Below are 13,902 nucleotides of genomic sequence, written 5' to 3'. Positions count from 1 at the left end.
GCTGTCAGGCCCTCCAGCGGCGGGAGGCGTGAACCACCTCTCCGACCGCGCGGGCGAGGCTTCCGTCGGGGTCGATGTGGGCCTCGTAGTGGGCGGGAAGCGGCTTGGCCACCTCGGGCGGCGTCTCGTACAGGTCGTCGTCCTCCCACCGCAGCCTGCGCGCCGTCTTGACGAACGCGACCGCCGCTGCCAGCAGCAACATCCCGACCGCGGCAGGCCACCAGACCTTTTCCGAGATCGCGATGGCGAACTGGACCTGGGCCACCACGACGAAGACGACCGTCAGCCCGACCACCGACCACGGGGCCGATCTACCGTCGCGTCTGCGCTTGGCGGCACCGGTTGCCCCCATTGGCGTCACCTCCACCGATGTTGCCGTGGACATCGGCGATTGATCGCACGGAGTTACAGGGCCAAGCGTACTCTCCGGTCGTTTGGTTGCGTTCCGTCATCGCGGCACATTCACCCACCAGGCGTGAACCCCGGCACGCCCCGTGCGCGATTCACCCTGTGGTGTGATCATCTACTCGTGTCTGCTCTGCACGCGGGTGACCCCGCCGCCTTCGCCACCGACGTCCTGGACGAGGGCCCAGCCGAGCTCGAGTACGAGCCGGGCATCGCCTCGCGCAGGCCCACCAAGACGTGTGCCGGTGGCGCGCTGATCCGCGACTCCGCCGGACGGGTCCTGTTCGTGGTGCCGACGTACAAGCCCGTGCTGGACATCCCCGGCGGCATGACCGACGACAACGAGTCCCCGAAGGCCACGGCGGTCCGCGAGATCCGGGAGGAGCTCGGGCTCACCATCGAGCTCGGCCGGTTGCTCGTGGTGGACTGGACGCCGCGCAACGGGGTCTGGCGCGACTGCCACCAGTTCGTGTTCGACGGCGGGATCGTCGACGACGCCTCCGTGCACGACGACGAGCTCGAAGCCGTGGTGTACCTGACGCTCGACGAGGCCAGGCCGCGGATCTACCCGTCGCTGCACCGCAGGCTCACGCTCGCGCTGGAAGCCCTGGAGAGCGGTTCCACGCGCTACGCGGAGTTCGGCCGCGAAGTCTGAATTAAGCTCGCCGGCATGGACCTGAGCGCGTTCCCCCGAGTCGCACTGGGCAGCTGGCCGACCCCGCTCGACGACGCTCCGAGGCTCGCCGCCGCGCTCGGCAGCCCGCCGGTCCTGATCAAGCGCGACGACGTCAACGGTCTCGGCGCGGGCGGCAACAAGCTGCGCAAGCTCGAGTTCCTGCTGGGCCAGGCGATCGAGGACGGCGCGGACACGATCATCACGTTCGGCGCGCTGCAGACCAACCACGGCCGGCAGACCGCTGCCGCGTGCGCGAAGCTCGGGCTGCGGTGCGAGCTCGTCCTCACGGCCAAGGTGCCGATGAAGGGCGACGCCTACGAGAAGTCCGGCAACGTCGTGCTGGACCACATGTTCGGCGCGAACGTGCACGTCTGCGCGGACGCCGACGAGACCGTGCAGGCCTACGAGAAGGTCAACCACGACAAGGCCGTCACGCTGCCCGTCGGCGGCTCGAACGGCCTCGGCGCGCTCGGGTACGTCGCGGCCGCCGTCGAGCTCGTGGCGCAGCTGAACGACCGCGGCATCGACAACGCCACCATCGTCGTCCCGGACGGCAGCGGCGCCACGGCGGCCGGCATCGCGCTCGGCACCGAGCTCCTGGGCTGGGGCGGCACCGTCCACGCGGCGAGCGTCTCGCACACCGCCCAGGACGCCGAGCGGGAACTGCGCAGCCTCGCAACCGACGCCGCCGCGCTGCTCGGGACCGGAAAGCCGGAGCTCGGCCACGTCACCGTCACCGACGACACCATCGGGCCGGGTTACGGCGTGCCGACGCAGGACATGTGGAACGTGCTGAAGCTGTTCGCGGAGACCGAGGGCGTGCTCCTGGATCCGGTCTACACCGGCAAGGCCGCCGTGAAGTTCCGCGAGCTGGCACCGCTCAGCGACGTGCCCGTCGTGTTCCTCCACACGGGTGGTCTTCCCGGCTTTTACGGCTATGCGCCCGAAGCCGTCGCCCAGTTCTGACGACAGATTCTCATAACCGCGTCCTATCGACGCGTTTCCGGTGTGCACCTGACATCTCCATCGGTCATCTATTGACCAGGTTTTGTCCATGATTCCCACCCAAATGACCGAGCATAATCGCGCCCATGCACGCCAATGTTTCAGCATCGTCAAAATTTCACTCACCCGGCGCAAGCAGATTGAATCCATGCGCGGTGGAATCACGGTGACCTGCACTTATAGGCCGCACGATTGCGGTCATTAGGGCAGTAACGAGCCAGCGCGCGCGTTCGATCGAAATACCGCCCGCCACATTCCACCAGCGTCAGTGGGTGAATTGACTCATGCGTCTCTCCGTGCTCGCCTCGACAGCGGCCGCGTTACTGCTGTCCACGTCCTCACCAACAGGCGCGGCACCGCAACAACAGCAACCGGAACCCGTCATCACGCCCGCGAACATCGTGGTGCTGGTCGACGAGTCGAGCAGCATCAGTTCGCAGGACGTGGACCGGGAACGGGACGCCGCCGCGCTGATCGCACTCGGGGAGTTCGCGCCGTCGAGCACCATCGCGGTCGTCGGGTTCGGCAGCGACAACGGCGGCCAGTCGCCGGTCGACGTGGTGTGCCCGCCCAGCACGGTCGCGACCGCTCAGGACCGCCAGCGCCTCAGCGACTGCACCCGCGGGCTGAAGAGCCGCAAGGCCGGTGAGGGCGAGGGGACCGACCACGCGGCCGCGCTCCAGCAGGCGCTGAGCTACCTCGAGGGCGACAAGAGCGGCCCGAAACTGATCTTCCTGCTCACCGACGGCAAGCTCGACGTCTCCGACAGCCCGCGCTACGGCCCGGACAACGTCGGCGACCAGCGCAACCGCACCGCCTCCGAGCTGATCGGGACGCTGCTGCAGCAGGCCAACCGGGAGAAGACTCAGATCTGGCCGCTGGGCTTCGGCAACGTCGACCAGGCGCAGCTCGACAGGTTCGCGAAGGGCTCGTTCCAGGGCCAGTGCGGCGTGAAGTCCCCGACACCTGCCGCGACCGTCGTGAGCAGTTCGGCCGACGTCGCCCAGGCGCTCATCAAGGCCTTCCAGGCGGCCAGGTGCGCCGGCGCGAGCGACATCCAGCGCACCCCGGTCAGCAGTGGCGGCACCGCCGAGGCCAAGGTCACCATCCCGGTGATCGCCACCGACGGTTCGATCCTCGTGACCAAGCACGACTCGCGCATCGCGGTGTCCTATGTGGACCCCGAAGGCAAGACTGTGCCGAAGTCCGGCACCCAGGGCGACTCCACGTTCCAGGTCAGCGGTGAGAACGGCACGGTCGAGGGGCTGCGGATCGTGAACCCGTTGCCCGGCGAGTGGACCGTGAAGATCACGTCCGCGCCCGGTGTACCGCCGCTCGACGTCAGCACGGTCGTCATGTACCAGGGCGCGGTGCGGTCGAGCATGACCGTGAACCCTCCGGCGCCCCAGGCGGGTCAGGAGGTCACGGTCGCGCTGAGCCTGCACACCAGGAGCCGGTCGATCACGGACCCGAGCGCGCTGAAGGACCTGTCGTTCACCGCCGACGTGAGGGGAGAGGGCTTCACCACCCTGATCCCGCTCAACGACGACGCCCAGAACGGCGACAGCCGCGACCAGGACGGCGTCTACTCGGGCAAGATCGTCATCCCGGGCGGGGCGAAGGGCGCGGTCAAGTTCACCGGCACGGTCGCGGGCATCGGCATCAGCAGCGACACCAGGATCGTCGACGCGGCCCTCGTCACGGGCCCGCGCCCGCTGGTCGCGACCACCACGTTCGGCAACACCGACTGGAACGTCGCACCGGGCGACACGGTCCGCGGCACGGTCACGGTCACCAACAACTCCGGCCGCGCCCGCAAGGCCAGGATCGTCGTCGCCGACGCCGCCCCCGGCACGGTCGCGAGCATCCCCGGCGAGCAGACCGTGCTCGACGTGCCGCCGTCGGGCACCAGCACGTTCGACTTCGACCTCGCCTTCGCCGACGACACGGTCAAGGGCGCCAACGCGGTGACGCTGCGGGTCGTGGACGACGAGAACCCGGACGACGTGATCTACGAGTGGCGGCTCACGGCGACCGTCGAGGAACCGCCGCCGCTGACGCAGATCGCGATCGGCATCACGATCGCGGCGGTCGTCACCACCGCGCTGGTCCTGTTCCTGCACCGGCGCAGGCGCCGCGACGTGCGCGGGCTGGTCGTCCACCTCTACGACGGCCACCGGTCGCGCGGTGACCTGGCCGCACCGGAGCAGCCGTCGTCCGTGTTCCGCTTCCACCTCGGCGAGGCGGCGGCCGGGGTGCCGCACCTGGCGCACTCGGCCGGCGGCGAGGACAGCTACGAGCTCAGCAGGGTCGGCGGCCGCCTGCAGCTGCGCACTCCTTTCGGCGACACGCAGTCGTTGCACCTCGGCGAGCGCGTCGACGTGAGCCCGAGCCTGTCGATCGAGGTGGAGGACGAGCACTCCCCCGTCGGCTTCTCCGAAGAACACCACCAGGACCCGTTCACCGCCGCGGAACCGCAGCAACGGCCGTCCGACAACCACCTGCTCTGAGCCGGAAGGACAACGATGCAGATCTACCAGCCCATGCTGTACGTCGGACTGGGTGGCACCGGCTGTCGCGTCGGCGCCGAGCTGGAGCGCAGACTGCGCGAGGAGCTGTGCGGCCCGGACGGCACCGAGCTCCAGCACCGCATGCAGGGCAAGAACTTCCTGCCGTACCAGCTGCCGTCGTGCCTCCAGTTCGTCTACGCGGACCTCAGCGAGGACGAGTTCGGCTCCCTGGAACGCCGGGTCGTGCCCGATCCCGAGTACCTGCCCGCCGCCGAACGCACCATGCACCTCGTGCGGGAACTCGTGCCGCACCACGACACCTACCCCGAGGTGGCGCGGAGCCTGCGTCTCGCCGCCTCGCAGTACGTCGAACCGTGGCTGCCACCGCCGGTGGGCGAACCGCGGATCGGCCCGCTCGCCCGCGGTGCCGGTCAACTCCCGACGGTGGGCCGCGCGGCCCTGTTCGAGACGTTCCGCGGCGGCACGTCGGCGGCGCAGGCACCGCTGCGCAAGGCGATCGGCGCGATCAACAACTCGCTCGGCGAGCTCGCGCTGCTGGGTGGCGGCAAGAGGTCGTTGTCCTGCGACGTGTTCGTGGCGTTCAGCGTCGCGGGCGGCACGGGCAGCGGCATCTTCTTCGACTTCCTGCACCTGATCGGCGACGTCTTCGCGCACCAGGACTACCGCGCGAGGATCTTCCCGCTGGTGCTCATGCCGAGCGCGTTCGACGAGGGGCTCGGCGGCGGCAGGGCGGCGCGGCTCAACGCGGGGCGCTCGCTGCTCGACCTGTTCCGGCTGGTGGACGACCAGAACGCCCAGGTCGCGGGCACCGAGCTGGACAACTCCGGGATCAGCGGCCAGCTCTCGGTGCGGTACCCCGACCGCGAGGAGATCCGGCTGCGCGCCTCGACCGTGCAGACCGCGTTCCTGTTCGGCAAGGGTCCCGGGGTGCAGCGCGAGGACCTGCACCGGTCGATCGTGTCGCTGGTGCTGTCGCTGATCGGCACGGACCTCGGCACCGACGGCGACGGCGGGCGTCAGGCCGTCGCGCAGACGTACATGAGCTTCGCGGACTCGTTCATCAACGGCGCGGTCGAACGCGAGGTGCCCGCTGCGACCGGCATCGGGAACCGCGGTGTGTCCACGAGTTCCGTCGCGTCGATGACCGTGCCGGTGGACGACATCGCGGACATCATCAGCTCGCGCCTGCTCGCCGCCGCGGTCACCGAGCTGGACGAACCGGGCACCGGGCAGGCGGAGAACAACTCGCCGTTCATCGAGAGGTTCTTCACGGAGTCCAATTTGGACCCGCTGCGGCTGCGCGCTCCGGTGCCGATCAACGAGGTCTCCGCGGTGTCCGGTGCCGAGGCGATCGCACGGGCGCTCGCCACGCGGGCCCGCACGATGGAGTCCGGCCTGCGCACGCTCGACCAGCAGCTGGCCAGGCAGATCCCCGACATGGTGCAGACGTTCGACGCCGGCCGCGCGGTGAAGTCGCTGCTCGGCGAGGTCGACCTGTTCCGGCTCAGGCGGGTGCTGAACGGCCACGACGGGCTCACCGACGAGGCCAGCGCGCTCGGGTTCGCCAAGATCCTCGAACTGCGCCGCGGTGAACCCACCGCGCCCGCGGGGCTGACGCTGAACCCTCCGGCCGCCGCGGGGATCAAGGGCAAGTTCCTGCGCAAGCTCCAGTTCTCCGACCCCGCCGTGCGGGCGGCGATCGCGCGCCAGAACGACTGGTACGCCTGGCGCGCCAAGCGGGTCTGGCACGCGGCGTGGAACGACCAGGCGGTGCGCTGGGACCTCAAGCTCAAGGCCGTGCAGCAGCAGGTCCTGTCGCTGGTGAACGCGTTCGAGGACCACGCGCGGCAGAGCGAGCGGCGGTTCACCGCCCGCGCCCGCGAGCTGTACCAGCAGCGCGTCGGCGTCACGTACCTGCTGCCGCGCCAGGGCGACCTGGAACCGTTCTACCAGGCCGTGGTGCGCCGGTTCGTGGACTACTACGTGCACCAGGGCGGCAAGCTGCGGCCGACCGCGACGCCGGGCGACCTCGTCACCGAGATCCTCGGCGAGGAGGGCTGGAAGCACGCCTACGACATGGTGCTGGACGGCCGCGGCCCGGCGATGGCCGTGGCGCACGTCAAGGACCGGGTGAAGCAGGCCGTGAAGCGGCTCTTCTCCTACCGCGACGGGCAGCACCGGCCGTTGCTCCCCGCGTTGCAGGACCTGCTGGCGGCCGCCGCGGGCAAGCCGGGCGTCCAGGTCGGCGACGACGAGCTGGCGCAGTTCCGGGAGAAGCTCGCCGGGCTCGTGCCGGGAGGGTTCGCGCCGAGCGGCACCGGCCGGTTGCGGATCCTGTTCAGCTATCCCGCCTCCGCCCAGGACTTCGAGCTGGAGAAGTTCCTGCGCCACGAGGTGTCGCTGCCGCGGCAGGACGCGGTCGTCGAGTTCCGGCCGATCGCGGCCGAGTCGATCACCGTCGTGCTGTTCCGCAGCTCCATGGGACTGACCGAGGTGCCGGAGGTCCGCGAGGTGCTCAAGCACTGGTCGGACGCGCTGCGCAACGAGGAGCAGCAGGACTTCCTGCGCTGGCGGCAGCGTCTGGGCTACGACTTCGGTTACCTGGCCACGGTTCCCGAGCACCGCGAACGGATCCTGCACCACCTGCTGTGCGCGGCGTGGAACGACCAGATCGCGGTCGCAGGCGACGAGGACTCGCCGTCCGCGATCACCGTGAAGCTCGGTGACGGCGCGCAGGCGAGCATGCGGCTGCCGCTGGAACCGTTCGGGCGGCTGTCGAGCTGGGCGAGCCTGCTGTCCGCGTACGAGGCGTGGGTGCTGACCGACGACGAGCAGATCCGGCGCGACTTCTGCGCCAAGCTGATCGCTACCACCCCGCGCGGTCTGGATCGGCGGCCGGACAAGCCGTCGCAGCTCTTCGACCGGATCGTCGGCCTGGCGGCGAGCGAGCTGGCCCGGATCGACGCGGAGCTCCGCGAACGCACCGGTGGCAGCGGCACGCGCCGGCTGCTCGCGTTGCGCGAGTTCTGGGAGGAGACCCTGCCCGGCGCGCTGCGGCTGCCGTTCCGCGGTGTCAACAACCCGTTGCAGGACACCCTGTCCGACCTGCGCGAGTGGGTCGCGCGCGACCCGGAATGGCTGCGCCCGTGACCCCGGACCCGGTGATGACGCTGGACCTCCGCACGCCGCAGGGCGCGGACGGCCCGGTCCTGTCGAGCCGCGTGCTGGTGATCGACACGACGGACGCGCTGGCCGAGCACCACGCGCACTTCGAGCGGCTCGCCCGGCTGCCGCAGGTGACCGGTGTCGTGCTGGTGGCGATCGGCGGCATCGAGACCGTCCTGCGCACGCCCTCGGCGCTGGCCGGTGTCGGCGTGACGTTGTGGGTCACCGATGGTTCCGGTGTGCCGTGGGAGGGTGGTTCGCAACGGCCGGGCGCCGGCGGCGGCGAGTCCACTGTGGACGACCTGCTGGTCGCCCTGCGGTTCCCCAAGGTGTTCGACCGGGTGGTCGCGGAGGTCGGCGCGATGCCGCACCAGGCCGCGAGTCCCGGGCTGGCCGTCGACTACGCGACGGTCGAACCGGGGATGATGCGGGCGTTGAAGCTGCGGGCGTTGCGGCAGCTCGTCGCCACCGGGGTGGCGGCACGGCTGCACGACCGCGAGTCGACCGAGCTGACGTCCGTGGTGCGCTCCGCGACCGAGGGCGACGCGACGTCGGTGCGCGAGGGATCACCCCTGCACGAGGCGATGGCCCGCGCCCACCGCGAGCTCACGGCGGCGGAGCGGGCGATCGGCAGGTGGCGGTCGTGGCGTGGGCTGGTGGGTCTCAGGAAAACGCACCGGGTGGTGCTGGACCGGCTCAGCGCCGCCGGTGACGCGCTGCTGCGGTACCACCGGGTGGCGCGCAGAGCGTTGGAGGACGTTGATTCCAGCCTCGCCGACGGGTACCCGCCGCCCTCCGAGCTCCTCGAACAGGGCCTGCCCTCCCCCGCGCCGGTCAACTCCGAGGAGATGGCGGACGCGGTGCGCAAGGCCGTGACGACCGAACTGCTCGGCGGCCGCACGTTGCCGGGCATCGCCGAACAGGCACGCAGGCTGGGCAACCGGCTCGGTGCGGCGCGCAGTCTCGCGGTGACCGAGCAGGACGCGGCCGCGGACCTCCAGACGTGGGCGCGCGGGCTGATCGCGCCGCCCCCGGTGAAGGTGTGGCCGATCCCGGTCACGCACCTGCTGCCGGTGATGTTCCTGACCTCTCTGCTGAGCACCGCGCTGCCGGGGTTCGGCGCGTGGCCGATGCTGCTGATGGTTCCTTTGTGGACGGTGCTGGTCGCGTTGCTGTCCGCGCCCTGTCCCGCCGGTGCCGACCTCGGGCTCGTTTTCGGCGCCACGGTGTTCACCTCCGTCGCAGGCGCCGCCGCCGGGCTGAGGTTTCCGGGAGGGCTGTCGTCCGACGTGCTGATCGGCGCCGGCGTGCTGGTGGTGCTGGTCGCGGTGTCGCTGGTGTCGGCCTGGATCGCGTGGCGGGCCGTGGCCGGCCGCTGGCGGGACGCGGTGCCGTTGCGCCAGGCGCAGAACGCCACCAAGCGGCTGTCCGACCAGGTGTCGCGCACGATCGAGCAGCGCTGGTCACCCGCCGACCGCAGCCGCCGCCTCGCGGACTCGCTGCTCGTCGTGGCGGCCGGGGTCGACGCCGTGGCCGAGGTGTTCGGCGACGTGATCTCCGGCGTCGAGGACACCGGGCACACGTTCGGCGGCGACTCCTCCGCCGGGCTGGCCGAGGTGCTGCACCACGACCTGGTGGCGATCACGCTGGAGGTGCTGCGGCCGTCGTTCGACGCGATCGCCTCCCGCATGCCGCTCTCCGCCGACGCACAGCGTTCCTCCGCGCGGGCGAAGGAACTCGTGGCCGCCTACGACGACCACCTCGAACAGGCCGGCCTGCGCGAGCTGCCCGCGTTCGTCACCGACGAAGGTCCCCGGCGCAGGCTCGCGGAGACGTTGTGGCAGGGCTCGGCGTCGTCGCGGCGCATCCTGCAGCTCACCGAGCGCAGCAGGATGACGCAGCTGTGCGCGGCGGAGGACGTCCGCCTGCTGCAGGCGGACAACGCCAGGATGGTGCACTTCGCGTCGGCGGACATGGATCTGCCGCCCGTCGACGCCGGGTGCGACGAGATCATCCGCACCAGGGGTGACGCCGTGGGCGCGGTGCGGCTGACCCCGATCCTCGCGCGGTACGTCGAACGCGCGGTGCACGCCCAGGGAGATCAGCGGTGAAGCACTCCGCCACCTCGAACTTCGACACGCTCACCGGACGCGACCCGGCGGGCCGCGCGACGTCCTGGCGGATCCAGGCCCTGGACCCCGACCGCGTGCGGACCGACGACGGCAGAACTCTGGTGCTCAGGTCACTGCCCGCCCAAGACGATCTCACTGTCGCGGAGACGTTGCTGGACAACGAGATCCGTGCGCTGACCCGGCTGCACACCCGCTACCGGGTCCCGCTGCCGGAACTCCCGCGGATCGTCGGCTACGACTTCGACTCCGCGCAACCGTTCCTGCTGCTGGAACCGCCGCGCGGCAAGTGCGTCGACGGCGGTCTGCGGACGTTGCTGATCGACGAACGCCGCCGGTTCATGATCGGTCTCTTCCGGGCGCTGGCCCAGCTGCACGCCGTCGGCCTGGTGCACTGCTCGGTCGGACTGCCGTCGTTGTACTGGGACGGCGCGACGACCCAGCTCGCCAACCTGGAGCACACAACGGGCATCGGCGAGACTCCCCGCCCGTCCCGCAACGGTTCCGCGGCGCATCCCGGCCACGACGTGCGCGCGGCGGGCCGGGTCGTCTACGAGCTGTTCACGGGCAGGCACGTCCAGCCGGGCGACGTCCCCGACCTGGCCTCGCAGCCCGAGGTGCTGGAGTCGTTGCTGCACGGCGTCTTCGACCAGGACCCGGAGCGGCGGCCGACAGCCGTGCAGGTGCTGGAACGCCTGAACGACAGGGATCCCCTGCCGAAGCCGGTCGACGTGACGGCGGCCATGAAACCGGGTTACGACAGGTTCGACGAGCTGCGGCCGCCGAAACCGGTGGTGCGGCCGGTGCCGCAGCCCGTCGTGCCGAGGCGCGCACCGAAGCCGGGACCGCGGCAGGTTCCGCTGATCCCGTTGGCAGCGGCGGTCTTCCTCGTGGTCGCGACCATCGCGGTCCTGGTGGCGGTGCTGTAGATGACGACTCCCGAGGACAAGCGCGTGCAGTGTCCGATCTGCCTGGAGTCCTTCGCCTGGCGCGAGGACGAGCTCTACAAGCGGGTCGTCGACGACAACGGTGCCCGCTGGATGAAGGCCGACCTCTCCGGCCACACCAACCAGGTCCTGCGCAGGGACCGCCGCGCCCGCTGCTACGTCAGGTGCCCGAACCCCGGCAAGGAGAACCACGAGCACTACCTGCCGGTCTCGCACCGCGACCACGGCGACCCCGTGGTGATCGGCCTGGTCGGCCGGCACGCGTCGGGCAAGACGCACCTGCTGACCACGATGATCCACGAGGCGTTGCGCGGCGACCTGCGCCACCACGGCCTCGCCTTCGAACCGGCGGACGAGCTGCGGCACGCGGCGTTCCAGCGCGAGATCGACCAGCTCCTGCGCGGCAACAAGCTCAACGCCACCAAGGACCTCAAGGAGGACTTCGCCACCTACCTCCTGGTGCGCACGGCGTCGGGCACGACGAGACCGATCGTGTTCTTCGACGTGGCGGGCGAGGACTTCGTGCAGTCGGGACCGCAGTCGCTCGGCGGCCAGTTCGTGCTCGGGGCGACGGCGTTGATGTTCGTCGACCACCCGGCGGGCGCGCTCCCCGCGTTGCGCGGCGGCGGGCAGCCGAACAGGAACCCGGCGTTCTCCGGTGCCCTGGAACGGATGGGCCGCCGCGACGACGTGGAGGACCTGCCGGTCGCCGTCGTGCTGACCAAGGCCGACGAGCTGCGCTACGAACACCCCGTCGACTACTGGATCCGGCGTGAGGACCTGCAGGAACCGTTGGACGCGGGCGTGTTCCGCGAGGAGAGCCGGGACCTCTACGCGTTCCTGGACCGCTACGAAGCACGGCCGTTGCTCGACGTCTTCGAACGGTTCCACCGCAGCACGCTGCACGTCGTGTCGGCCACGGGGTCGCAGGCCGACGGCAACGACCTGTTCCCGCGGGGTGTCCGACCGGCTCGCGTGCTGCGCCCGCTGCTCGCGCTGCTGTCCATGTGCGGGCTCGTCGACGGCCCGCAGGCCGCGGAGGTGGGCACGTGAGCCTGGAGCAGTTGCTGTTCGCGGTCAGCGAGACCAAGGGCATGGACCTGGTGGCGGCGTCCTTCTCCAGCCACGACGCCGACTCGTGGGACGCCTGGAACGAGAAGCTGCGGCCGCACACCCGGTTGCTCGGCCGCGCCGGCACGTCGTTCGGCCACCTGTCGTTCCCCGACGGCAGCGCGGCCGTCCTGCGCCGCTCCGCCCGTCCCGGTGACGCCGGGCGCAACGTCGCCCACGCGCTGGTGGGCGACCGCGGCACGATCTCGCGGCTGGTCCCGGCGATGACGACGTGCTGGCTGCGGTGGCTCGACGAACGGCCGATCAGCAACCGGCTGCCGGACGTGGTGCGGGAGGAGTTCGACCCGTCCGCGCGGCCGAAAGCACTGGACGACCCGATCCTCCTGCCGCTGCTGGCGTGCGCGCTGGCCAGGCCGTCCAGCACGTACAGCGTGATCGGCGTGCCGGACGGGAAGGAGCTGTCCGCGCTGTGGACGCTGCGGACCCTGTTGCCCGACCGCGAGTGGACGTTCTCGACCTACGAGCAGAACGACGCGGGCCAGCCGAACCTGCCGCGCCTGGTGTTCCTGCCCGGCCGGCCGTCGCAGGAGGTGGTCGTGCAGGAGGGGCGGCTGCGGATCGACGTCCGCGAGGAGCCGCGGCCGAACGACTGGGCCACCAAACGCGCCGTCGAGCTGCTCGGCACCCTTCAGCACGCACGGGAGGAGGCCACGGTGTTCTTCGTTCCGCAGAACCACGTCGAGGTGGTCGCGGACGACACGCCGACGACCGTCATCGAGGTCGCCCAGCCGGAGTCCGGGTGGCCGTTCCCGGAGGTGGTGCACGGCAACGAGCCGCTGCCGCAACGACTCGCGCGGTTCACCGAGCTCGCGGGCAGGCTCGACGGTGCGGTGCGGCACGAGCAGCTGTGCGCGTGGATCGAGGACCGCGTCGCCGCGCCGAGCCCGTTCGTGGCCGCTCTCGTGCAAGCCAGGGGCGGTACCGGGTTCGACGCCGCGATCAGCCGGCGCTGGCTGGCCGAGCAGGGCGTCGCGACCTCCCGTCCGGAGACCGCGCAGCCCGCGCGGCTCGCCAGGAGACCTGCCGTCGACGAGAACGCCGCCCGCGCGATGTGGGGCAAGCACGAGGCGTGGTCGAGATCTGCCGACCACCACAAGGACCGCGCGCTGCGCTACCGGATGGCCGTGCTCGGCACGCTCGCCGGCAGCGCGGTGCTCACGGTCGTCGCGGCGCAGTTCAACGCGCGGTGGCTGCCCGTCACGAGCATCGCGGTCGCCGTCCTGACCGCGGCTCTGGTGATCGCCGGCATCTGGGTGCGCGCGGTGAAGGAACCCGCGGAACGCGACCGTTGGGCGAGCACGCGGATCATCGCGGAACAGGTGAAGGCCGAGGTGTGCAAGTACCTCGCGGGCGCGGCGCCGTACCGCGACCCGAGAGCCGTGGCGTTGCTGAAGGAGAACGTCGAACGCGTCGAGGGCGACGAGCAGATGCACGAGCTGGCGAGCGCCACCCCGTTGATCTACGACGTCCGCTCCTATGTGGACGGCCGCGTCCGCGAGCAGATCTCCTACCACCGCGCGACCGCGAAACGCCTGCGCCGCAACCTGCAGCGGATGCGGATGGCGGAGTACGTCTTCCAGGGCATGGCCGCCGCCCTCGCCGCCGTCGGTGCCGTGCAGGGCTACCAGCTGGCGGTGTGGGCGGGTCTGCTCACCACGATCGCCGGTGCCGTCACCGCCCACATCGCGCAGAGCGGCTACGACCGGCTGGTCGTCCGGTACCGCCGCACGGTCGACGACCTGGAGGAGCTCGCCCGCTCTCTGCCCGAACGCCCGGACCCCGCCGCGCAGGACGACTTCGTCACCGCCTGCGAGCAGGTCATCGCCAGGCAGAACGAGGACTGGCTGATCCAGCTCACGACCTCGGGAAGGCAGCCGTGAACCCCGTCGCTCTGCGTGACCGCCTGCCGGGGC

Annotated in this window: 9 protein-coding genes; 8 read left to right on the top strand and 1 reads right to left on the bottom strand. The window is 70.9% G+C overall.

What is annotated here, in order from left to right:
* Positions 1 to 4: 4 nt before the first annotated feature.
* Positions 5 to 352, bottom strand: a complete 348-nt coding sequence (locus tag AOM45_RS18650; protein WP_059362579.1) for a hypothetical protein — start codon at positions 350 to 352, stop codon at positions 5 to 7.
* 177 nt (positions 353 to 529) lie between these two features.
* Between AOM45_RS18650 and AOM45_RS18645 the strand changes: the two genes are divergently transcribed.
* The 8 genes from AOM45_RS18645 (at position 530) to AOM45_RS18610 (ending at position 13,869) form a co-directional block, all read left to right on the top strand.
* Positions 530 to 1,060: an NUDIX domain-containing protein gene (locus tag AOM45_RS18645; protein ID WP_051782962.1), complete on the top strand. Its 531-nt coding sequence runs from the start codon at positions 530 to 532 to the stop codon at positions 1,058 to 1,060.
* Between the two features lie 15 nt (positions 1,061 to 1,075).
* Positions 1,076 to 2,047 carry a D-cysteine desulfhydrase family protein gene (locus AOM45_RS18640; RefSeq protein ID WP_030466414.1) on the top strand — a complete coding sequence of 324 codons (972 nt, stop codon included), beginning with the start codon at positions 1,076 to 1,078 and terminating at the stop codon, positions 2,045 to 2,047.
* 323 nt (positions 2,048 to 2,370) lie between these two features.
* Complete coding sequence (locus AOM45_RS18635) at positions 2,371 to 4,596, top strand: VWA domain-containing protein (protein WP_051782963.1); 2,226 nt, start codon at positions 2,371 to 2,373, stop codon at positions 4,594 to 4,596.
* Between the two features lie 15 nt (positions 4,597 to 4,611).
* On the top strand, positions 4,612 to 7,767 hold the full coding sequence (locus AOM45_RS18630) for a tubulin-like doman-containing protein (RefSeq protein WP_030466416.1): 3,156 nt from the start codon (positions 4,612 to 4,614) through the stop codon (positions 7,765 to 7,767).
* The gene (locus AOM45_RS18625; protein WP_059362576.1) at positions 7,752 to 9,893 is read left to right on the top strand and encodes a hypothetical protein; all 2,142 of its coding nucleotides are present in this window, start codon (positions 7,752 to 7,754) and stop codon (positions 9,891 to 9,893) included. The genes AOM45_RS18630 and AOM45_RS18625 overlap by 16 nt, the downstream gene beginning before the upstream one ends.
* Positions 9,890 to 10,840, top strand: a complete 951-nt coding sequence (locus tag AOM45_RS18620) for a protein kinase family protein (RefSeq protein WP_030466418.1) — start codon at positions 9,890 to 9,892, stop codon at positions 10,838 to 10,840. Before AOM45_RS18625 ends, AOM45_RS18620 begins: the two co-directional genes overlap by 4 nt.
* Positions 10,841 to 11,911 (top strand): TRAFAC clade GTPase domain-containing protein, encoded by a 1,071-nt coding sequence (locus AOM45_RS18615; RefSeq protein WP_030466419.1) that lies wholly within the window; start codon positions 10,841 to 10,843, stop codon positions 11,909 to 11,911. It abuts the gene before it with no gap.
* Complete coding sequence (locus tag AOM45_RS18610) at positions 11,908 to 13,869, top strand: DUF4231 domain-containing protein (protein ID WP_030466420.1); 1,962 nt, start codon at positions 11,908 to 11,910, stop codon at positions 13,867 to 13,869. Before AOM45_RS18615 ends, AOM45_RS18610 begins: the two co-directional genes overlap by 4 nt.
* Positions 13,870 to 13,902: the final 33 nt, after the last annotated feature.

Origin of the sequence: Lentzea aerocolonigenes, from assembly GCF_000974445.1 — a bacterium.
GTDB lineage: Bacteria > Actinomycetota > Actinomycetes > Mycobacteriales > Pseudonocardiaceae > Lentzea > Lentzea aerocolonigenes.
This window is presented reverse-complemented; position numbering and strand designations above follow the sequence as displayed.

Bases quoted from the DNA above. Each gene is read 5' to 3' on its own strand.
- AOM45_RS18635 (WP_051782963.1), top strand. From the start codon at position 2,371: ATGCGTCTCTCCGTGCTCGCCTCGACAGCGGCCGCGTTACTGCTGTCC.
- AOM45_RS18630 (WP_030466416.1), top strand. From the start codon at position 4,612: ATGCAGATCTACCAGCCCATGCTGTACGTCGGACTGGGTGGCACCGGC.
- AOM45_RS18615 (WP_030466419.1), top strand. From the start codon at position 10,841: ATGACGACTCCCGAGGACAAGCGCGTGCAGTGTCCGATCTGCCTGGAG.
- AOM45_RS18640 (WP_030466414.1), top strand. From the start codon at position 1,076: ATGGACCTGAGCGCGTTCCCCCGAGTCGCACTGGGCAGCTGGCCGACC.
- AOM45_RS18625 (WP_059362576.1), top strand. From the start codon at position 7,752: ATGGCTGCGCCCGTGACCCCGGACCCGGTGATGACGCTGGACCTCCGC.
- AOM45_RS18650 (WP_059362579.1), bottom strand. From the start codon at position 352: ATGGGGGCAACCGGTGCCGCCAAGCGCAGACGCGACGGTAGATCGGCC.